Source organism: Arhodomonas aquaeolei DSM 8974 (genome assembly GCF_000374645.1).
In the GTDB taxonomy this organism is placed as follows: Bacteria; Pseudomonadota; Gammaproteobacteria; order Nitrococcales; family Nitrococcaceae; genus Arhodomonas; species Arhodomonas aquaeolei.
Genome location: NZ_KB894800.1, coordinates 114,272 through 135,041, shown reverse-complemented (window position 1 = coordinate 135,041; position 20,770 = coordinate 114,272). Strand labels below are relative to the sequence as shown.

General features: G+C 70.8%; 13 protein-coding genes. 4 read left to right on the top strand and 9 right to left on the bottom strand.

Annotated features, from left to right (window positions below):
- Window positions 1-35: 35 nt before the first annotated feature.
- Together C516_RS20235 and C516_RS0100480 are read right to left on the bottom strand one after the other, a co-directional pair.
- Window positions 36-2,864: a sensor domain-containing protein gene (locus C516_RS20235; protein ID WP_018716382.1), complete on the bottom strand. Its 2,829-nt coding sequence runs from the start codon at window positions 2,862-2,864 to the stop codon at window positions 36-38.
- Window positions 2,861-3,478 (bottom strand): DUF924 family protein, encoded by a 618-nt coding sequence (locus C516_RS0100480; RefSeq protein ID WP_018716381.1) that lies wholly within the window; start codon window positions 3,476-3,478, stop codon window positions 2,861-2,863. The genes C516_RS20235 and C516_RS0100480 overlap by 4 nt, the downstream gene beginning before the upstream one ends.
- 465 nt (window positions 3,479-3,943) lie before the next feature.
- On the opposite strand from C516_RS0100480, the gene C516_RS18065 reads away from it, so the two are divergent.
- A complete protein-coding gene (locus C516_RS18065) occupies window positions 3,944-4,354 on the top strand; it encodes a VanZ family protein (protein ID WP_018716380.1) in 411 nt (136 codons plus the stop codon).
- 13 nt (window positions 4,355-4,367) lie between these two features.
- Here C516_RS18065 and C516_RS0100470 read toward each other — a convergent pair whose 3' ends face one another.
- The 6 genes from C516_RS0100470 to clpB all read right to left on the bottom strand — a co-directional run bounded on the left by C516_RS0100470 (window position 4,368) and on the right by clpB (window position 14,241).
- Window positions 4,368-7,994: a hydantoinase B/oxoprolinase family protein gene (locus C516_RS0100470; protein WP_018716379.1), complete on the bottom strand. Its 3,627-nt coding sequence runs from the start codon at window positions 7,992-7,994 to the stop codon at window positions 4,368-4,370.
- 172 nt (window positions 7,995-8,166) lie between these two features.
- The gene (locus C516_RS0100465) at window positions 8,167-9,468 is read right to left on the bottom strand and encodes a TRAP transporter large permease (RefSeq protein WP_018716378.1); all 1,302 of its coding nucleotides are present in this window, start codon (window positions 9,466-9,468) and stop codon (window positions 8,167-8,169) included.
- A complete protein-coding gene (locus tag C516_RS0100460) occupies window positions 9,469-9,963 on the bottom strand; it encodes a TRAP transporter small permease (protein ID WP_018716377.1) in 495 nt (164 codons plus the stop codon).
- Between the two features lie 32 nt (window positions 9,964-9,995).
- Window positions 9,996-10,964 (bottom strand): TRAP transporter substrate-binding protein, encoded by a 969-nt coding sequence (locus tag C516_RS0100455; protein WP_018716376.1) that lies wholly within the window; start codon window positions 10,962-10,964, stop codon window positions 9,996-9,998.
- 134 nt (window positions 10,965-11,098) lie between these two features.
- The gene (locus C516_RS0100450; protein ID WP_018716375.1) at window positions 11,099-11,545 is read right to left on the bottom strand and encodes a copper chaperone PCu(A)C; all 447 of its coding nucleotides are present in this window, start codon (window positions 11,543-11,545) and stop codon (window positions 11,099-11,101) included.
- Window positions 11,546-11,646: 101 nt separating this feature from the next.
- On the bottom strand, window positions 11,647-14,241 hold the full coding sequence (gene clpB, locus C516_RS0100445) for an ATP-dependent chaperone ClpB (RefSeq protein ID WP_018716374.1): 2,595 nt from the start codon (window positions 14,239-14,241) through the stop codon (window positions 11,647-11,649).
- A gap of 202 nt (window positions 14,242-14,443) precedes the next feature.
- Here clpB and C516_RS20720 point away from each other — a divergent pair, with 202 nt between their 5' ends.
- On the top strand, window positions 14,444-18,145 hold the full coding sequence (locus C516_RS20720) for an EAL domain-containing protein (protein WP_169509116.1): 3,702 nt from the start codon (window positions 14,444-14,446) through the stop codon (window positions 18,143-18,145).
- Here C516_RS20720 and C516_RS18055 read toward each other — a convergent pair.
- The gene (locus C516_RS18055; protein ID WP_018716372.1) at window positions 18,076-19,020 is read right to left on the bottom strand and encodes a LysR family transcriptional regulator; all 945 of its coding nucleotides are present in this window, start codon (window positions 19,018-19,020) and stop codon (window positions 18,076-18,078) included. The two genes, C516_RS20720 and C516_RS18055, sit on opposite strands and share 70 nt — an antisense overlap.
- 129 nt (window positions 19,021-19,149) lie before the next feature.
- Here C516_RS18055 and wrbA point away from each other — a divergent pair, with 129 nt between their 5' ends.
- Together wrbA and C516_RS0100425 are read left to right on the top strand one after the other, a co-directional pair.
- A complete protein-coding gene (gene wrbA, locus C516_RS0100430; RefSeq protein WP_018716371.1) occupies window positions 19,150-19,752 on the top strand; it encodes an NAD(P)H:quinone oxidoreductase in 603 nt (200 codons plus the stop codon).
- A gap of 55 nt (window positions 19,753-19,807) precedes the next feature.
- Entirely contained in the window at window positions 19,808-20,764 is a 957-nt protein-coding gene (locus tag C516_RS0100425; protein WP_018716370.1) for a glutathione S-transferase family protein, read from the top strand.
- Window positions 20,765-20,770: the final 6 nt, after the last annotated feature.

Genomic DNA, 20,770 nt, shown 5'->3' with positions numbered 1-20,770 from the left:
GTCGTCCCGCGCCGCCAGCGGTCACGGCAGCGGGTTCAGCGGTCCGGGTCGCGGTAGATCCGCCCGAGGGGGAATGCCTCCGGCTGGACGGGATGGGCGTAGTGGAAGCCCTGGTGGAGGGTGCAGCCGAGGGCGTCCAGCGCCGCCGCCTGGGACGCCGTCTCCATGCCCTCGGCGATGACGTTGAGCGAGAGCCGGTCGGCGAGCGCCAGTACCGCCTGCACGATCGCCGCCTCGTGGGCGTCCTCGTCCACCTGGTTGATCAGGCTGCGGTCGAGCTTGAGGGTGTCCACCGGCAGGCACTTGAGGTGGGAGAGCGACGAGTAGCCGATCCCGAAGTCGTCGATGGTGATGTGCACGCCGGCGCTGCGCAGCCGTGAGAGGGTGGCCGCGTTGCGCTCCGGGTCGCGCATGAATGTCCCTTCGGTGATCTCCAGTTCCAGCTGGGCCGGGTCGAGTCCGCCGCTGTCGATGGTCGCCAGTATCTCTTCCGCGAAACGCGGCGCCTCCAGCTCCAGCGGGCTGATGTTGACCGCCATGCGCAGCGGATAGCCCTGTTCCGCCCACGCTCTGGCCTGGTGTGCGGCGCGGCGGCGCAGCTGTGCACCGATGGCGACGATCAGCCCGGTCTGCTCGGCCAGCGGGATGAACCGCCCGGGTGAGATCGCCACGCCGTCGGCCGGGATCCAGCGGGCCAGGGCCTCGACGCTCTCGATGCGCCCGCTGCGGGTGCAGACCCGCGGCTGGTACCAGAGGGTGAGGGCGTCCTGTTCCACCGCCCGCGCCAGGGCCTGTTCGAGCTGAACGCGTTCCTGCACGGCGGCGCCGTGGTGCGGCGCGTAGCGCATGAAGCGCCTGCCGGCGGCCTTGGCCTCGTACATGGCGATGTCGGCGTGCTGGAGCAGGGCGTCCAGGCTGGTGCCGTCCTGCGGGCAGAGGACGCCGCCGATGCTGCAGTCCAGCCGCACCTCGCCGCCGGCGAGGGGGAGTGGCGACTCGAACGCCCGTCCCAGGTCGTCGACGACCTCGTCCAGAACGGCCGCGTCGCAGTCCGGGCAGAGCACGGCGAACTCGTCGCCGCCGAGCCGGGCGAGGGTGTCGCCCGGGCGCAGCCTGTCGGCGAGCCGGTCGGCGATGGTCGCGAGGATGCCGTCACCGGTCTTGTGGCCCTGGGTGTCGTTGATGTCCTTGAACCGGTCCAGGTCCAGGTAGAGCACGCCGAGGCTGCGCCCGCCGGCCTGGTGCTCGCGGATCGTGTCCACGGCGCGGCGCTGGAGCAGCCGGCGGTTCGGCAGGCCGGTGAGCGGGTCGTAGTAGGCGAGGCTGAAGGCCTCCTCCTCGTGACGGCGCCGCTCGCTGATGTCGACGCAGACCGTGTAGAGCGCAGTGCGGCCGTTGTAGGCGATGGTCGTCATGGTCGCCTCGATGGGGATATCCTGGCCGTCGAAGCCGCGGCACAGCCACTCGAAGCGGTGGAAGTGACGATAGTGGGCGAGCGCGATCATCTGCTGCGCCTTGATCCGGGAGTCGGTGCCGTCCGGCTGGGTCGGCGGGGAGACGTCCCAGGGCGTGAACGGCAGCACCGCCTCCCGTTCCAGGTGGCGCGCGCCGAGCACGTCCAGTGTCGCCTGGTTGCACTCCACGAAACGGTCGCCGTCGAGAATCAGAATGGCGTCTTCCGAGGCCTCGAAGACGTCCCGGAACATCCGTTCGTGGCGGCGCATGCGGGCCTGCGCACGATGCCGTTCGCGGATGTCCGTGGCCACGCACAGGCGCTGGGTGGCGCCGTCGTCCGCGATCTCGCTGATGCGCAGCTCCACCGGGATCGCCTCTCCGTCGGCGTGCCGCAGCACCGCCTCCAGGCACTGCGGCCCTCCGGCGGCGTCCAGCAGGCCCGGGCCCGGGGGCTCGGCGCGGGGGTCCGTCGCACCCAGCCAGGGCCAGAGCGGTGCCCCGACCAGCGTCTCGTCGTCCGCGCCGGTCAGGCGGGTGGCGCCGCGGTTGGCGCGCAGGATGACACCGGTCTCGTCCAGCAGGAAGTAGGCGTCCGGCGACTCCTCGATGAATCGGTAGAGCCGGGCCTCGCTCGCCTGCAGCGCGCGCTCGGTGCGCCGGTGGTCGCTGACGTCCAGCAGGGCGCCGACGATCAGTCGCTCGCCGTGTCCGGTCCGGGTCAGGCGCTTGTGGCAGCGCACCTCGCGCGGCGTGCCGGAGCCGTCATCGAAGGCGAGCTCGTAGGGCAGTTCCTCGTGCTCACCGCGCCACAGCGCCTGGTCGATCTCGTGGTGGGTGGCGAGGTGCTCCTGGCTCAGGAAACGGTCCGGGTGGTAGCCGACGAGGCCGGCGGGGCCGGCGCCGGAGACCACCTCGGCGAACGACCGGTTGCAGCCGCGGTAGCGGGACGACTCGTCCTTGTAGAAGACCGGGAAGGGCAGGGCGTCCAGGACGGTCTGGGCCTCGTCCACGGCGGTGGCCAGGCGCCGGTGCTGGCGGCGCCGGCGGGCCGCGGCGGCGATGCGGGTGCTATCGCCGGCGGACGGGCCGGCGACGACCAGCCACTCGTCGTCGCCCCCGGGGTTCGTGCATGCCGCGATCCAGCCGTCGCCCACGATCGCGGCCGCACCGGGCAGCTCGGCCAGTAGCGGGGCGGGGAGGGGACAGGGGCGCCGGAGCGAATCCCGCAGGCATGTCCGCAGCCCCGGCGAGGGGGCGAGGACGCGGCTGGTTCCGGTGTCGTCCACACACAGGTGGCCGGTGGCCGTGGCGCGCACGGCCCAGGCGCGGCTGCCGGGGCCGGCGAGCAGGGTGAGCAGGTCCCGGAGCTGGGTGTCCGCGGTGATGCCCGGGCCGCGGAGACCGGTCATGGGGCGTCGGCTGGCTGCCCGCGTGCCAGGAAATCCGTCTCCGCCGGGGTGCTATCGCGGTTGAGGATGCGGTTGCGGTGCGGGAAACGATCGAAGCGCAGGATGGTGTCCCGGTGTTCCCGGGCCGCCTTGAGCGAGCGCTCGAACGGGGCGCGCTCGGGCTCGGGTACGGCGGTGACCAGTTCCTCGAAACGCTGCACGGCGCGGTCCTGCACCGGCAGTGACTCGGCGTGCATCATGGGCATGTAGAAGAACAGCCGCTCCACCGGGCGCAGGGCGAGGTCCTGGTCCTGCGTCTGGCCCTCCAGGGAATGCGCCAGGGCGAGGCGGTCGCTGGCGAAGGCGTCCGGGGTGTCACGGAAGATATTGCGGGAGAACTGGTCCAGCAGCACGATCAGCGCCAGCCGTCCGCGCGGGCTCTCGCCCCAGGTGTCGCACTCGCCGCGGCGGGCGAGCTGGAGCAGGGCGCCGAATTCGGCCTCGATCTCCGCATCCACGGTGTCGTCAGCACGGAACCACAGGTCCATGCGCTCCCCGGCGATGGCGCCGTCGTCCCGATCGGCGGCGTCGCCGCCGAACCAGTAGCTCAGGATCGCCTCGTGTCGCTCGCTCATCGGCCTTTCCGCAACGAATGGTCCGGGCATTGTGCCGTCGTGCCCGTCGCAGTGCCAGCGTCGGCCGGCCCGCTCGACATCGACGCCCGTCGCGGCATCGGCGCCGGGCATGCCGTCACCCTCCGGTTACACTGCCCACGCGCTGGCCCTGGTGTGGTATACGACTGTGTCGGTCATTAAGAGCCTGTTTCAGTAGGCCGCATACGCCGCGGCGCTCGCGTGTGGTTTCGGGGCCAGGATGGGCCGACGCGGTGTGCCCGGCGGTACATAAGAAGGCCCTGACACCGCCCCGGGGTCACAGACGAGCGCCCCACAGGGTTGGGTCTGAGCGCCCACCACGCGGCGTTGCGCGTTCCTTATGTGAAATGACCACACCGCGTCGCACGCGCCTTGCGTGGCGGACGCTCAGACGCAACGCGATGCATGCGGTCTACTGAAACAGGCTCTCAGGATTGCGGGGACGATATGCAGGGTTCCGGGTTCAGGACAGGGCGGCTGCGTCATCCGCGGCTCTGGCGTGCGGGCGCATTCGCGGTGCTCGCGTTGGTGGTATGGCTGTCGCTGACGCCGGCGCCGCCGAGCCCGCCGGTGGGGCTGTCCTGGGACAAGGCCCAGCACGCGCTCGCCTACGCCGTCCTCGCCTGGTGGTTCGCCCAGGCGTGGCGGCGGCGGGTGCCCACCGTGGCGCTGCTGCTGTTCGTGATCGGGCTGGTCCTGGAGGGGCTGCAGGGACTGGGCGGCGAGCGCACGATGTCGCTGGCGGACGCCGCGGCCAACGGCGTCGGGGTGGCCCTCGGACTGGTCATCGTGCGCACGCCCCTCGGCCGGGTGTTCGAGGGCATCGAGACGGGCGCCGCCCGCTGGCGGCGCCCGTGATACGCAGGGAGCGTCACTCCGGCCGGCCGTAGCCCCCGCCGCCGGGGGTGGCGACCACAATCGTGTCGCCGTCGGTGACCTCGGTCCGGTCGGTGCCGGCCAGCGTCTGGCGCCGCCCGTCGGCACGCTCCACCCACTGCTCGCCCGGCGCCCCGGGCTCGCCCCCCGCGAGCCCGGGCGGCGCCACCCGCCGGGAGTTGGACAGGATCGCTACGGTCATGGGTTCGCGGAAGCGGATCCGGCGTACCGCGCCCTCGCCGCCGCGGTGACGGCCGGCGCCGCCGGAGCCCGCGCGGATGGAGAAGCCCTCCAGCAGTACCGGGAAGCGCCATTCCAGGACCTCGGGATCGGTGAGGCGGCTGTTGGTCATGTGCGACTGCACCGCGCTCGCGCCGTCGAATTCCGGGCCCGCGCCGGTGCCGCCGCACAGGGTCTCGTAGTGCTGGTAGCGGGCGTTGCCGAAGGTCAGGTTGTTCATGGTGCCCTGGGACGCGGCCTGGCGGCCGAGGGCCAGGTAGAGGGCGTTGGTCACCACCTGGCTGACCTCGACGTTACCCGCGACCACCGCGGCGGGGTAACGCGGGTTGAGTAGGGAGCCGTCCGGGATGACCAGCTCCACGGGCTTGAGGCAGCCGTCGTTGAGGGGGATGTCGTCGGCGACGAGGGTGCGCAGGACGTAGAGCACCGCGGCCCGCGTGACCGCCACCGGGGCGTTGAAGTTGCTCGCCTGGGCGTCGTCGGTGCCGGTGAAGTCCACCCGCGCGGTACGCGCGTCGCGGTCGACGGTCACCGCCACGCGCACGGCGGTGCCGTTGTCCATGGGCAGCTCGTAGCGGCAGTCCTCGAGCACGTCGATCACCCGGCGCACCTGCTCCTCGGCGTTGTCCTGGACGTGGTGCATGTAGGCGTGCACGACCGCCAGGCCGAACTGCGCGATCATGTCCCGCAGCTCCCGGGCGCCCTTCTCGTTGGCGGCGATCTGGGCGCGCAGGTCGTTGAGGTTCTGCTCCACGTCGCGGACCGGATAGCCGCCGCCGGTGAGCAGCTCGCGCACGGCCGCCTCGCGGAAGCTGCCGGCGTCGACGAGGTGGAAGTTGTCGATGAGCACCCCCTCCTCGTCGATGCGCTGGCTATCCGGCGGCATGGAGCCGGGGGTGATGCCGCCGACGTCGGCGTGGTGGGCGCGGGAGGCGATATAGAACAGCACCTGCGTGCCGTCGTCGTCGAACACCGGGGTGACCACGGTGATGTCGGGCAGGTGGGTGCCGCCGTGGTAGGGGTCGTTCAGCATGAATACGTCGCCGGGGCGCATGCCCTCGCGGCGGCGATCGACGATGGCGCGCACACTCTCGCCCATGGAGCCCAGGTGCACGGGCACGTGGGGGGCGTTGGCGACCAGGTTCGCCTCCGGGTCGAACACCGCGCAGGAGAAGTCCAGCCGTTCCTTGATGTTGGCGGAGTAAGCGGTCTTGCGCAGGGTCACGCCCATCTGCTCGGCGACGGACATGAACAGGTTGTTGAAGACCTCGAGCATCACCGGGTCCACGTCGGTGCCCACGGCCACTCGCTGGGGCCGGGCCTCGACGCGCTCCATGACCACGTGGTTGCGCGGCGAGACGGTGATCGCCCAGCCCGGCTCGACCACGATGGTGGAGACCGGGTCGCGGATGACCGCGGGACCGGTAATGCGGTCCCCCGGCAGCAGGGCCTCGCGGTCGTAGACCGGGGTCTCGTGGTCCTCGCCGGCCATGTGCGTGGTCACCGTGGCCAGGGCCCCGGGGGCGCCGGAGTCGCGTCCGGCCACCGGGGTCTCGTCGTCCAGGGCGCCGCTCTCGCCGGTGAGGTCCACGGTCGCGGCGGCCACCACCAGCCGCTTGTGGGGCATGACGAAGCCGAACTGCTGGCGGTGTTCCGCCTCGAAGGCGGCGCGGCTGCGCGCCGCGTCGTCCAGGTCCACCTCCAGGGTGGTGTCGGTGCCCTCGTACTTGGCGTGCAGGCGCCGGCGCATGCGCACCCGCTCCCGCGGGCAGCCCTGGTCGGCGAGCTCCGCCAGCCCGTCCTCGGCGAGGCGGTCCAGCTCAGCGGCGACGTGGGTCGCGAGCGCGTCATCCAGGGGCGCGTCCACGGGCATCTCGCGCACGGTGGTGAGGTCGGCGAGCCCCATGCCGTAGGCGGAGAGCACGCCGGCGTGGGGGTGGATCAGCACCCGGGTCATGCCCAGGGCATCGGCGACCAGGCAGGCGTGCTGGCCGCCGGCACCGCCGAAGCAGTTGAGGGTGTAGCCGGTCACGTCGTGGCCGCGCTGCACCGAGATCTCCTTGATGGCGTTGGCCATGTTCTCCACGGCGATGCGCAGGAACCCCTCGGCCACCGCCACCGGGCTGCGTTCGTCGCCGGTGGCCTCGCGGATCCGCCCGGCCAGTTCGGCGAAGCGCTCGTGGACGACGGCGGCGTCCAGGGGCCGGTCCGCCTCGGGGCCGAAGACCCGCGGGAAGAACTCGGGCTGGAGCTTGCCGAGCATGACGTTGCAGTCGGTGACCGTGAGCGGCCCGCCCCGGCGGTAGCACGCCGGGCCCGGGTCGGCGCCGGCGGAGTCCGGCCCCACCCGGTAGCGGCTGCCGTCGAAGTGGCAGATGGAGCCGCCGCCGGCGGCGACGGTGTGGATCTGGAGCATCGGCACGCGCATGCGGATGCCGGCGATCACGGTCTCGAAGCTGCGCTCGTACTCGCCGGCGTAGTGGGAGACGTCCGTGGAGGTGCCGCCCATGTCGAAGCCGATGACGCGCTCGTACCCCGCCATCGCCGCGGTGCGCACGCAGCCGACGATCCCCCCGGCGGGGCCGGAGAGGATGGCGTCCTTGCCCTCGAAGTAGCGGTGCTCGGTGAGCCCGCCGTCGGATTTCATGAACATCAGCCGGGTGTCGCCGAGCTCGCCGGCGACCTGGTCGGCGTAGCGGCGGAGGATCGGTGAGAGGTAGGCGTCGACCACCGTGGTGTCGCCACGCCCGACCAGGCGCATCAGCGGGCTCACGCGGTGGGAGACCGACACCTGGGTGAAGCCGATCTCCCCGGCGATCGCGGCGAGCCGCGCCTCGTGGTCGGTGTAGCGGTAGCCGTGGACCAGGCAGATCGCGATCGCGCGGATGCCGTCGTCGTAGGCCGCCTGCAGCGCCTGCCGCGCCGCGGCCTCGTCCAGGGGCTCGATCACCTCGCCGTCCGCACCCAGGCGCTCGTCGATTTCCACCACGCGCTCGTAGAGCAGCTCCGGCAGCTCGATGTGCTGGGCGAAGATGTCCGGGCGCGACTGGTAGCCGATGCGCAGTGCGTCGTGGAAGCCGCGGGTGACGGCGAGCAGGGTGCGCTCGCCGTCGCGCTCGAGCAGCGCGTTGGTGGCCACGGTGGTGCCCATCTTCACGTGTTCGAGCTGATCCGCAGGGATCGGTGCGCCGTCGGCGAGACCGAGCAGCTCGCGGATGCCCTGCAGGGCGGCGTCGCGATAGCGCTCCGGGTTCTCCGAGAGGACCTTGCGGGTGAGCACGGTCCCGTCCGGGCGACGACCGATGACGTCGGTGAAGGTGCCGCCGCGGTCGATCCAGAACTGCCACTGGCCGCTGCCGTGATGTGCTGTGTCGTCGTTCATTGGCTGTGCTCGGCTCGGATGCGTGTGTCGAATCCGGTCACCGGGCCGGTGGCGGGTGAGCCCTGCCGGCCGGGACCGTCATGGTACGTCTGGCGTCCGGTGCGGGGGTGGCACACCGGTACGGCCGGGTTCGTCGGAGGCGTTCCGTCGCGCGGGTCGGCGGGGTCCGTCCCTAGCGCGCCATCTGCTGCGGCAGCCAGGTCGCCAGCTCCGGGAAGACCACCAGGATGACGACGGCGCTCAGCAGCACCAGGAAGAACGGCAGCGAGGCGCCGGCGATGCGGAAGATGTTGCGCCCTGTCAGCCCCTGGAGCACGAACAGGTTGAAGCCCACCGGCGGGGTGATCTGCGACATCTCCACCACGACCACCAGGAAGATGCCGAACCACAGCGGGTCGATGCCGGCGGCGTTCACCATGGGCAGGATCACCGACGTGGTGAGCACCACCACCGAGATGCCGTCGAGGAAGCAGCCCAGCACCACGAAGAATACGGTAAGCGCGGCGATCAGCGCTACCGGCGAGAGCCCGAGTGCCGCGATCCACTCCGCCAGCGCCCGGGGGATGCCGGTATAGCCCATGGCGGTGGTGAGGAAGGCGGCGCCGGCGAGGATGAACACGATCATGCACGAGGTCCGGGTCGCGCCCATCAGCCCGTCGCGGAAGCTCGCCAGTGTCAGCCCGCCGGTCACCGCGGAGAGCACCAGCGCGCCCGCCACGCCGATGGCCGCGGCCTCGGTGGGCGTGGCGATACCGGCGTAGATCGAGCCGATCACGCCGGCGATCAGCGCGATCACCGGGGCCAGCCGGGCGGAGGCGCGCAGCCGCTCGCCGAGGGGCAGGGCCGGGTCCGCCGGCGGATTGCGCCCGGGGTGGAGCAGCGACCAGGTGACGATGTAGCCCATGAACAGCACCACCAGCACCGCGCCGGGGAGCACCCCGGCCATGAACAGCCGGGCGATGGAGAGCTGGGCGCTGACGCCGTAGACGATGAGGATGATCGACGGCGGGATGAGCAGCCCGAGGGTGCCCGAGCCGGCGAGGGTGCCGATGATCATGCGCTCGTCGTAGCCCCGCCGGCGCAGCTCGGGGATGGACATGCGGCCGATGGTCGCGGCGGTGGCCGCCGACGAGCCGGATACCGCGGCGAAGATGCCGCAGCCGAGCACGTTGACGTGCAGCAGGCGTCCGGGCAGGCGCCGCAGCCACGGTGCGAGCCCGGCGTACATGTCCTCGGACAGCCGCGAGCGGAACAGGATCTCGCCCATCCACACGAACAGCGGCAGCGGCGCCAGCGACCAGCTCGACACCGCGCCCCAGAGGCTGGAGCCGAGCACCAGCCCGGCGGGGGCGGAGGAGAACAGCGCGAGCCCGGCATAGGCCACCACCGTGAGGCTGATCGCCACCCACACGCCGCCGGCGAGCAGGACGAACAGCAGTGCCATCAGGGCGAGGCCGACTTCCAGCGTGCCCACTCAGTCCTCCACGGCGTAGAGCGGCGGCCGCCCGCGGAGCACCCTCAGGAGGTTGTCCGCGAGCGCGATGGTGAACACCACCAGGCCGGCGGCCATGCCGGTCTGCGGGATCCACAGCGGTACCGCGAGCAGGCCCGGGGAGACGTCGCCGTAGCGGATGGAGCCGCGCACCAGGTCCACGGCCCACCAGCTCGCGTAGGCGCTCATCGCCAGCGCCACCACCAGGGCGGCGGCCTCGACGGCCCGGCCCGCGCACCCGCCGAGGTGTTCGAGCACCACGCGCACCCGGATGTGGCCGCCGTGGTTGAGGGTGTGGGCCAGGGCGAGAAACGCCGAGGCGGCGACGCAGAAGCCCGCGAGCTCGTTGGCCGAGGGCACGACCACGCCGACGAGCCGGCCCGCCGTCTGGGCGAGCACCAGCACGCCGATGGCGGCGAGGCACACCGCCCCGGCCACGCCGCTCACCAGGTAGAGGGCGTCGAGCAGCCGCCGCATCGCTCAGGCGGCGGCCGTTGCGGGCGCCGCCGTCACTGCCGGTAGGCCTCGATGATGGCCTGGCCGTCCTCGCCGGTCTTCTCGAGCCACTCGTCGGTCATGGTCCGGCCGACGTCGGTGAGCCCGTCCATCAGCCCCTGGGAGGGGTCGAGCACCTGCATGCCGTTGTCCTCGAGGACCGCCTTCTTGGCCGCGGCCTCCTTGCGGCTCATCTCCCAGCCGCGTTTCTCGGCCTCGGCGGCGGCGTCGAGCACGGCCTGGCGGGTGTCCTCGTCGAGGGCGTCGAAGGCGCGCCGGTTGACGATGATCATGTTCTTGGGCAGCCACGCCTGGATGTCGTAGAAGCGGTCGACGAAGTCCCAGGCCTTGGAGTTCGCGCCGGTGGACGGCGAGGTAATCATCGCCTCGACGATGCCGGTGGCGAAGGCCTGGGGGATGTCGGGCACCTCGACCTGGGTCGGCACCATCCCGGTGAGCTCCGCCAGCCGCGAGGTGGTGGCGTTGTAGGCCCGGAACTTCAGGCCCTCAAGGTCGTCGACGCCGTCCACCTCGCGGGACGTGTACAGCCCCTGCGCGGGCCAGGGGACAGCGTAGAGTAGCTGGATGCCGTCGTCCGCGAGGCGGGACTCGATCGCGTCCCGGGACGCCTCCCACAGCCGCTCGGCGTCATCGTAGCTGGTGGCGAGGAACGGGATGGAGTCCACCGCGAAGATCGGGTCCTCGTTGGCGAGCAGCGAGATGAAGACCTCGCCGGCCTGGACCTGCATGGTCTGCACCGCACGCTTGATTTGCGGGTGCTTGATCAGCGAGCCGGCGGAGTGGACGGTGATGGTCAGGTCGCCGTCCGTGGCCTCACGCACGTCCTCGGCGAACTGCCGGATGTTCTGGGTGTGGAAGGTCGCGTCCGGATAGGGCGTGGCCATGTTCCACTGGGCCGCACCCGCGGTGCCGGCGCCGAGGGTCAGGGCCAGTCCGGCCATGAGGCCTTTGACGATGCGCATCGGTGGCTCCCCTTGTGTGTTATCGGTCCGCACCCGCGTGCGGACGGGTAATCGTACGACACGATAGCAGACGTGGACCGGCGGCGGGCGCCGCCGCGGTCCACGCGGGGAGTATAGACGCTCGCCCTTGGCCGTCAGTCCGCGCCCGCGGTGATCGGGCGCACCTCGACGTCGACCTCGATGTCGCCGGCCTTCTCGAAGGTCAGCGTCATGGAAAAGCGGTCGCCGGCCTTCAGGGGCTGGTCGAGACCCATGAGCATGACGTGATAGCCGCCCGGGGCGAATGCCAGCGGGTTGTCGGGACCCACGTCGACGCCGTCGACATGCTTCATGGTGCGGTTGCCGTTCTCGGTCACCGTCCGGTGCAGCGTGGCTTTTTTGGCGACGGGGCTGGCCACGCCGACCAGCCGGTCCGCCCCGGACGCCGCCGTCGCCTTGAAGTAGGCGGCGCCGGCGGGCGCGCCGGGAGGGGTCGCGCGTGCCCATGCTTCGGAGACGGTGACACCGCCCGGGGCCGCCGCGTGGGCGGTGGTCACGGCGAGCAGGAGGGTGGCGCAGAGGGTGATCAGGCGGTTGGTCATCGTCGGGGCTCCTTGCCGGTCGGGGCTCAGTGGTTTGCGCGACTATACCAAGGAGGACGGCCGCGGGGTGTCATGCCCCCCGCGGCCGTGCGAGGCGCCGGTTACGCCTCCGCCGCCTCCCGGGTCCGCTCGAAGGTGAGTTCGTCGCCCTCGACGTCCACGCGGATCACGTCGCCCGGGCCGTACTCGCCGGCGAGGATGCGCTGGGCCAGCGGGTTCTCCAGGCGTTGCTGGATGACCCGCTTGAGCGGCCGGGCGCCGTAGACCGGGTCGAAGCCGGCCTCGCCGAGGCGGTCCAGGGCGGCGTCGGAGATGACGATGGCCATCTCCCGGTCCTTGAGGCGCTTGTCCAGGTAGGCGGTCTGGACCTCGGTGATCCGCCGGATCTGGCGTCGGTCGAGCGGGTGGAAGACCACCACGTCGTCGATGCGGTTGATGAACTCCGGGCGGAACTGCTGGGCGACCACCTCCATGACCGCCGACTTCATGCCCTCATAGTCCTCGGCGGCCTTCTCCTGGATCAGGTGCGAGCCGAGGTTGGAGGTCATCACGATCACGGTGTTGCGGAAGTCCACCGTGCGCCCGTGACTGTCGGTGAGACGGCCGTCGTCGAGCACCTGCAGGAGGATGTTGAACACGTCCGGGTGGGCCTTCTCCACCTCGTCGAGGAGGATCACGGAGTAGGGCTTGCGGCGTACGTGCTCGGTGAGGTAGCCGCCCTCCTCATAGCCGACGTAGCCCGGTGGTGCACCGATCAGCCGCGCGACGGCGTGCTTTTCCATGAACTCCGACATGTCGATGCGGATCATGGCCTCCTCGGTGTCGAAGAGGAACGACGCCAGTGCCTTGCACAGCTCGGTCTTGCCCACGCCGGTGGGGCCGAGGAAGAGGAACGAGCCGTTGGGCCGGTTCGGGTCGGCGAGGCCGGCACGGGAGCGGCGTATCGCGTTGGACACGGCGCTGACCGCCTCCTGCTGGCCGATCACCCGCTCGCCGAGGGCCTCCTCCATGCGCAGGAGCTTGTCCTTCTCGCCCTCGAGCATCTTGGCCACGGGGATGCCGGTCCACTTCGAGACCACCTCGGCGATCTCCTCGTCGGTGACCTGGGTGCGTAGCAGCCGCATCTCCTGCATCTCCACCTGCGAGGCCATGTCGAGCTGGCGCTCGAGCTCCGGGATGCGCCCGTACTGCAGCTCGGACATGCGCCCGAGGTCGCCGGCGCGGCGCGCCGTCTCCAGGTCCAGGCGCGCCTGCTCCAGGGCCTCCTTGATGCTCTGGGTGCCCTCCACGGCGGCCTTCTCGGAGTTCCAGACCTCCTCGAGCTCGGCGTAGCGGCGCTCGACCTCCCCGAGCTCCTCGTCCAGCGCGGCCAGTCGCTTGCGCGACGCCTCGTCGGACTCCTTGTTCAGCGCCTCGCGCTCGATCTTGAGCTGGATGCGTCGGCGGTCGAGGCGGTCCATCTCCTCGGGCTTGGAGTCGATCTCGATGCGGATGCGGCTCGCGGCCTCGTCGACCAGGTCGATGGCCTTGTCCGGGAGGTGGCGGTCGGTGATGTAGCGCTGTGAGAGCGTGGCCGCGGCGACGATCGCCGGGTCGGTGATCTCCACGCCGTGGTGGACCTCGTAGCGCTCCTTGAGGCCACGGAGGATGGCGATGGTGTCCTCGACGCTGGGCTCGTCCACCAGCACCTTCTGGAAGCGGCGCTCGAGCGCGGCGTCCTTCTCGATGTTCTGGCGGTACTCGTCCAGCGTGGTGGCACCGATGCAGTGCAGCTCGCCGCGGGCCAGCGCGGGCTTGAGCATGTTGCCCGCGTCCATGGAGCCTTCCGCCTTGCCGGCGCCCACGATGGTGTGGATCTCGTCGATGAACAGGATGACCTGGCCTTCCTGCTTGGCGAGATCCTTGAGCACGGCCTTGAGCCGCTCCTCGAACTCGCCGCGGTACTTCGCGCCGGCCACCAGCGCGCCCATGTCCAGCGACAGCAGCCGCTTGTCGCGGAGCGCGTCCGGCACCTCGCCGTTGATGATCCGCTGGGCGAGGCCCTCGACGATCGCGGTCTTGCCCACGCCGGGCTCGCCGATCAGCACCGGGTTGTTCTTGGTCCGGCGCTGGAGCACCTGCACGGTGCGCCGGATCTCGTCGTCGCGGCCGATCACCGGGTCGACCTTGCCCTGCTCGGCGCGCTCGGTGAGGTCGATGGTGTACTTGTCCAGCGCCTGGCGCTGGTCCTCGGCGTTGGGGTCGGAGACATTCTCGCCGCCGCGCACCGCCTCGATGGCGCGCTCGATCGCCGAGCTCTCGGCCCCGGCGCGGCGCAGGATCTCGCCGGCGTTGGCGCGCTGGTCCTCGACCAGGGCGAGCACGAACAGCTCGCTGGAGATGTAGGCGTCCTTGCGCTTCTGCGCGAGCTTGTCGGTGACGTTGAGCAGCCGCCCCAGGTCCTTGGAGAGCTGTACGTCGCCGGCGGTGCCTTCCACCTGCGGCATGCGGTCGAGCGCCTCACCGAGCCGGGAGCGCAGGTAGTTGACGTTTACCCCGGCCTGCTGGAGGAGCTGGCGCATGCCGCCGCCCTCCTGGTCCAGCATGGCGATGAGCACGTGTTCGGGCTCGATGAACTGGTGGTCGCGGCCCACCGCGCGGGACTGTGCCTCCGCCAGGGCCGTCTGGAATTTGGTGGTCAGTCTGTCCATCTGCATATGGGCGACACCTCTGGAAGTCTCGATTCATCGTCTGAGGCCATAGATGGGGCAGGGCGCGCCGGATTGCAACGTTCCGGCGTATCCAGCGGCCGACCGCCGACCCCGTTGCTGTGCTATCGTCGCCGGCAATAACGATACGATTCCAAACGGCAGCCGGAGCCGCGTAGCCCGGGTCGTCGACATTGGGGGTGGTGCCGTCGTGGCGGTGAGAACGCTGGGCGACATGGTATCGCGTGGCGGGGCGTTGACCGTCGCGCCGGATGCAGGGCTGCCCGGGACGCTGGCCCGCATGCGGCGCGAGTCGACGGACGCCGTCGTCGTGATCGAGGACGGCCGGCCGGTGGGCATACTCACCGAGCGCGATGCGGTGCGGCTGGCCTATCGCGGCTGGCGTACCGCGGGTGTGAGCGTTGCCGGCGTGATGACGCGCCATCCGGTGACGGCGCCGGTGTCCATGGACTACCGCGAGGCCTATCGCCTGGTGGCGGACCGCCAGCTCCGTCACCTCGTGGTGGTCGACACGGATGGCCGGCTTGCCGGCCTGGTCGGCGACGGCGAGTTCATGCAGCTGCTCGCCGGCGAGTTGTCTGCCGGCCTGTCCGCCGTCGCCGGCATCATGACCCACCGCGTGCATTCCCTGGGCGAGACCGCGACGGTGGCCGACGCCGTGGCGCTGATGGTTCACCACCAGGTGTCCTGCGTGGTGCTCGAGCGCGGCGCCCGGCCCGTCGGTATCTTCACCGAGCGGGACCTGGTGCGCATCGAGGCCGACGCCGCCGGGGCGGTGGAGGATGAGCCCCTGGTGCGCTTCGCCAGCATGCCGGTACACACCGTCGCTGCCGGGGCGAGCGTGGCCGTGGCCGTCGCGCGCATGGACGAGGCGGGCGTCCGGCGGCTGGTGGTGACCGGCGCCGACGGCGTCATCTCCGGTCTGGTGACACGTCACGACATCGTGCGCGAGCTCTACGGCCGGCACATCGACGACCTCCTGGATATCCTGTCCAGCCGCGAGGCGGAGGTGGGCGCGTTACGCGCCGAGCTGCAGGCGGAGCACGAACTGCATCGCAGCGAGGCGCTGCTGGCCGAGACCCAGCGCATCGCGGAAATCGGCAGCTGGTCCCGCGGGGAGCCCAGCCGCGGATACTGGTGGTCGTCGCAGGTCTTCCGGATCCTCGCGCTGGACCCGGCGGAGACACCGGCCTCGCCGCAGGCGCTGCTCTCGCGGGTCCATCCGGACGACCGCGAGCAGGTGGCGGCGACCCCCGCGGGCGGCGGCGAGACGTCGGACGAGGGGATGCTGAACTACCGGCTGGTGCTGCCGGATGGACGTCTCCGCCACGTCCAGCAGCGCTGGCACCGGGCCGGCGGCTCGTGTGACCGCGACGGCCAGGTTATCGGCACCATCCAGGACATGTCGGGCCTCCATGAGGCCGAGGCCCGGGCCTCGGCGGAGGCGGAGCGCTTCCGGCTGTTCTTCGAGCGCAACGCCTCGGTGATGCTCATGATCGACCCCGCGGGCGGCAGGATCATCGCCGCCAACCAGGCGGCGTGCGCGTTCTACGGCTATTCCACGGGGGAGCTCGTCGGGATGCCCATCGGCGCCATCAACACACTGCCGCCGGCCGAGCTGAAACGCCAGCTGGCCCGGGCGGTGGGGCAGAGCCGCAATCACTTCGAGTTCCGGCACCGCCTCGCCGACGGCGAGGAGCGGGACGTCGAGGTGTACTCGACGCCGGTACGCGAGGGCGATGGGGAGCTGCTGTTCACCATCGTCCACGACGTCACCGAGCGGCGGCGGGCCGAGGAGCGGCTGGCACTGGACGCGAGCGTTTTCACGCACGCCCGCGAGGGGATCGCCATCACCGATGCGGACAACCGGATAGTCGACGTCAACGACGCCTTCACCCGGATTACCGGTTACTCCCGCGCGGAGGCCCTTGGGAGCACCCCGGCCCTCCTCAAGTCCGGGCGGCAGTCGGGCGCCTTCTATCGCGCGATGTGGCGGAGCCTCAACGAGTCCGGTCACTGGAGTGGCGAGATCTGGAACCGGCGCCGTGACGGTGCGATCTACGCCGAGATGCTTACCATCAGCGTGGTGCGCGACGAGCACGGCCGGGTGTGCAATCACGTGGCGCTGTTCTCCGACGTCACCGAGGAGAAGCGTCGCCAGCGCCAGCTCGAACACATCGCCCACTACGATGCCCTGACCGACCTGCCCAACCGGGTGCTGCTCAGCGACCGGCTCGCCCAGGCAATGGCGCGGGCCGATCGGGACGGCCACTCCCTGTCCCTGGTGTACCTGGACCTGGATGGTTTCAAGCGTGTCAACGAGAGCCACGGCCACGAGGTCGGGGACGCCGTGATCACCACCATCGCCGGCCGTCTCGGCCGTGCGCTGCGGGCCACGGATACGCTGGCGCGCATCGGCGGCGACGAGTTCGTGGCCGTGCTCGCGGATATCGACCCCGCGACGGACGACGAGGGCATGCTCGCCCGGCTTGCGGACGTGGCCTCGCGACCGGTGGAGATCGACGGGCGCTCGATCAGTCTTACCGCCAGCCTCGGTGTGACCGGCTATCCCCAGGCCGAGTCGGTGGATGCCGAGCAGCTTCTGCGCCAGGCCGATCAGGCCATGTACCAGGCCAAGCTCGCGGGCCGGAATCGGCTCCATGTCTTCGACGTCGCCCGGGACCGGGACCTGCGCGGGTTCCACGAGGATGTGGCGCGTATGCGTCAGGCGTTGGCGGACGACGAGCTCACGGTGTTCTACCAGCCCAAGGTGAACATGCGCACCGGCGAGCTGGTCGGCGCGGAGGCGTTGGTGCGCTGGCGACACCCGGAGCGCGGCCTGCTCGGGCCCGGCCGGTTCCTGCCGGCGATCGAGAATCACCCGGTCTCGCTGGAGATCGGCGAGCGTGTCCTGCACCGGGCGCTTGCCCAGCTCGCGGCCTGGCAGGCGGAGGGGCTGACCCTGCCGCTGAGCGTGAACATCGGGGCGCTGCAGCTCCAGCAGCCCGACTTCCCCGAGCGCCTGCATCACATTCTCGCCGGGCACCCGGCGGTGGATCCCGGGCTGCTGAGGCTGGAGGTCCTGGAGACCAGTGCGCTCGAGGACATGGCCCACGTCACCCGGGTGATGCGTGAGTGTGCCCGCCTCGGGGTGTACTTTTCGCTGGATGACTTCGGTACCGGTTATGCCTCGCTGACCTACCTCAAGCGGTTGCCCGTGGTCGAGCTCAAGATCGACCGGAGCTTCGTCGCCGACAGCCTGGAGGACGCGGAGGACTTCGCCATCGTCGAGGGCGTCATGGGGCTGGCGCGGGCATTCGGTCACGACGTGGTCGCCGAGGGTGTGGAGAACGAGGCCCAGGGCGAGCTGTTGCTCAAGCTCGGCTGCGAGCTGGCCCAGGGCTTCGCCATCGCCCGGCCGATGCCGCCGGAGGCACTTGCGGACTGGCGCCGCCGGTGGCGTCCGTATCCCCGCTGGAGCGGCCAGGAGACGGTCCCGCCGGAGATGTTGCCGCTGCACCTCGCCGGCATCGAGCACCGTTTGTGGATGCAGGCCCTGGAGGGCTTCCTCGGCGGCCGCCGGGCGGTGCCGCCGGCAATGGATCACCGGGAGTGCCGTTTCGGCCAGTGGCTGGACCGGGAGCGCATGCGCCGCGGCGCGGAGGCCGGGGCGCTGGACGAACTCGACCGCCGGCACCGCCGGGTACACCGCTTCGCCCGCGCGCTGCTCGCCGTTCACGAGCGCGGCGACAGCGGCCGTGCCCGGCGGGGCCTGTCCCGGCTGAAGGTGCTGGGCGACCGGCTGCTCGCGTGCCTGGGGGATCAGCTGTCCGCCCGGTCCGACGCCCCGTTGAGCCGTTCCCACGCCCAGGGCGGCGGCCCGTCGCCATAGCACTCGCGCAGGAAATCGATGAACACGCGCACCTTGGCCGAGACGTTGTGCGTGTAGGGGTAGATGGCGTGGATGGCCATCCCCGGGGCCCGGTAATCGCAGAGCACCCGCTCGAGCCGGCCCTCGGCCACTGCCCGGTTGGCGATGAAATCCGGGGTGAGCACCAGCCCGGTGCCGGCGCAGGCCGCGTCTATCAGGATTTCGCCGTTGTTGGCCTGGAAGCGCCCGCGTACGGGGACCCGGTGGGTGCGCCCGTCCGCTCCCGTCAGCCGCCATTCCCGGGTGTTGCGGGCGTAGGCGTAGACCAGGCAGGCGTGCTCGGCCAGTGCCTCCGGCGTCTGCGGCCGGCCGTGGCGGGCCAGGTAGTCCGGTGACGCGCAGATCCAGCCCTCACAGGGGGCGATGCGGCGGGCGATGTGGCTGGAGTCCTGGAGCTCGGTGATCCGTATCGCCACGTCGAAGCCCTCGTTGACCAGGTCCACGAAGCGATCGTTGAGGACCACGTCCACCGACAGCTCCGGGTAACGGGCCAGGAAGGCGGGCAGCACGGCGGAGAGGTGCTGCAGGGCGAAGGAGACGGGTACATTGACCCGCAGCAGGCCGCGGGGCCGGGCCTGGAGGTCGCCCACGGCACGTTCCGCCTCCCCCAGCTCCTCGAGGATGCGCAGGGCCCGGTCGCGGAACTGCGCCCCGGGCTCGGTGAGGTGCAGCCGTCGTGTCGTGCGGTTGAACAGCCGCACGCCCAGGTGCTGCTCGAGTGCCTTGACCTGCTTGCTGATCACCGATTTGGAGACGTCCATACGCTCCGCGGCGGCGGTGAAGCTGCCCTCCTCGGCAACGCCGACGAAGGCCTCGAGGGCGGCGAATCGGTCCATGGCGGGGCTCCGGCAAGGGTGATCGTTCACTTATAGGAAACAGTTTTTTCGGAATCAAGGAGATTGTCGCCGATAGGTTTTCAGTTAGCCTGAGACCGTACTCAACAGCAGGGCGAAGGAGATTCCGATATGACACGCGTACTGGTTCTCTACTACAGCATGTACGGCCACATCGAGCAGATGGCGGACGCCGTCGCGGCGGGCGCGCGCGAGGTGCCCGGCGCCGAGGTCGTGGTCAAGCGGGTGCCCGAGACCATGCCCGAGGAGGCGGCGCGCAATGCCGGCGCCAAGCTCGATCAGGCGGCCCCGCACGCCTCCCCCGGCGAACTCGCCGACTATGATGCGGTGATCCTCGGCACGCCGACCCGGTTCGGCAACATGGCCGGGCAGATGCGCAATTTCCTCGACCAGACCGGCGGGCTGTGGGCCAGCGGTGCGCTGACCGGCAAGGTGGGCAGCGTGTTCACCTCCACGGGGACCGGGGCCGGCAACGAGACCACCATCGTGAGTGCCTGGTTCACGATGGCCCATCACGGCATGGTGCTGGTCGGGCTGCCGTACGCGAAGGCCCCGGAACTGTTCGACATCAGCGAGCCCCGCGGCGGCTCGCCCTACGGTGCGGGCACCATGGCCGGCGGTGACGGCTCGCGTCAGCCGACGGACAAGGAGCGCTCGCTCGCCCGTGCCCAGGGGCGCCACGTTACCGAGATCGCGGCGAAGCTCGCGGCCTAAGGCCACTGGTCCCCGCGGCACCGCCGCGGGGCGCGGACTGCCAGAGGAGGCGAACATGGGTCTGCTCATCGACGGTGTCTGGCACGATCGCTGGTACGACACCGACAGCACCGGCGGGCGCTTCGAGCGCCCGGAGACGGTATTCCGCGACTGGGTCTCGCCGGATCCCGCGGCGCGCTTCGCTGCGGAGCCCGGGCGCTATCACCTCTATGTCTCGTTGGCCTGCCCGTGGGCCCACCGGGTGCTGATCACCCGGCGCCTCAAGGGCCTGGAGGACGTCCTCGGGGTGTCGGTGGTCCATCCGTACATGGGGGATCAGGGCTGGTCGTTCGGCGACTACCCGGGCGCCACCGGGGATCGCCTGCACGGCCTCGATCATCTGCACCAGCTCTACACCCGGGCGCGGCCGGACTACACCGGGCGCGTCACGGTGCCGACCCTGTGGGACACCCGCGAGGGCACCATCGTCAACAACGAGTCCGCCGACCTGGTGCGGATGCTCAACACCGCATTCGACCGCTGGGGCCGGGATGACGTCGACCTCTATCCCGACGGCTACCGCGAGGCCATCGACGCCATCAACCCGTTCGTCTACGACCGGGTCAACAACGGCGTCTACAAGGCTGGATTCGCCACCGCGCAGGCGGCCTACGAGGAGGCGGTCACGGCGCTGTTCGAGGCCCTGGACGAGCTCGAGGCGCGGCTGTCGCGCCAGCGCTACCTCGCCGGCGACCGCCTGACCGAGGCGGACGTGCGGCTGTTCACCACCCTGGTGCGCTTCGACCCGGTCTACGTCGGCCACTTCAAGTGCAACATCCGCCGGCTGGTGGATTATCCGAACCTGTGGGCCTACACCCGCGAGATCTACCAGGTGCCGGGGGTGGCGCCGACCGTGAGCCTCGATCACATCAAGCGCCATTATTACACCTCGCACCCGACGATCAATCCCACCGGCGTCATCCCCGTGGGCCCGGAGATCGACCTCGAGGCCCCGCACGGGCGGGGGGCGTGATATCGT

Bases quoted from the DNA above. Each gene is read 5' to 3' on its own strand.
- C516_RS0100425 (WP_018716370.1), top strand. From the start codon at position 19,808: ATGGGTCTGCTCATCGACGGTGTCTGGCACGATCGCTGGTACGACACC.
- wrbA (WP_018716371.1), top strand. From the start codon at position 19,150: ATGACACGCGTACTGGTTCTCTACTACAGCATGTACGGCCACATCGAG.
- C516_RS18055 (WP_018716372.1), bottom strand. From the start codon at position 19,020: ATGGACCGATTCGCCGCCCTCGAGGCCTTCGTCGGCGTTGCCGAGGAG.
- C516_RS0100455 (WP_018716376.1), bottom strand. From the start codon at position 10,964: ATGCGCATCGTCAAAGGCCTCATGGCCGGACTGGCCCTGACCCTCGGC.
- C516_RS18065 (WP_018716380.1), top strand. From the start codon at position 3,944: ATGCAGGGTTCCGGGTTCAGGACAGGGCGGCTGCGTCATCCGCGGCTC.
- C516_RS0100470 (WP_018716379.1), bottom strand. From the start codon at position 7,994: ATGAACGACGACACAGCACATCACGGCAGCGGCCAGTGGCAGTTCTGG.
- clpB (WP_018716374.1), bottom strand. From the start codon at position 14,241: ATGCAGATGGACAGACTGACCACCAAATTCCAGACGGCCCTGGCGGAG.
- C516_RS0100450 (WP_018716375.1), bottom strand. From the start codon at position 11,545: ATGACCAACCGCCTGATCACCCTCTGCGCCACCCTCCTGCTCGCCGTG.
- C516_RS20235 (WP_018716382.1), bottom strand. From the start codon at position 2,864: ATGACCGGTCTCCGCGGCCCGGGCATCACCGCGGACACCCAGCTCCGG.
- C516_RS0100480 (WP_018716381.1), bottom strand. From the start codon at position 3,478: ATGAGCGAGCGACACGAGGCGATCCTGAGCTACTGGTTCGGCGGCGAC.
- C516_RS0100460 (WP_018716377.1), bottom strand. From the start codon at position 9,963: ATGCGGCGGCTGCTCGACGCCCTCTACCTGGTGAGCGGCGTGGCCGGG.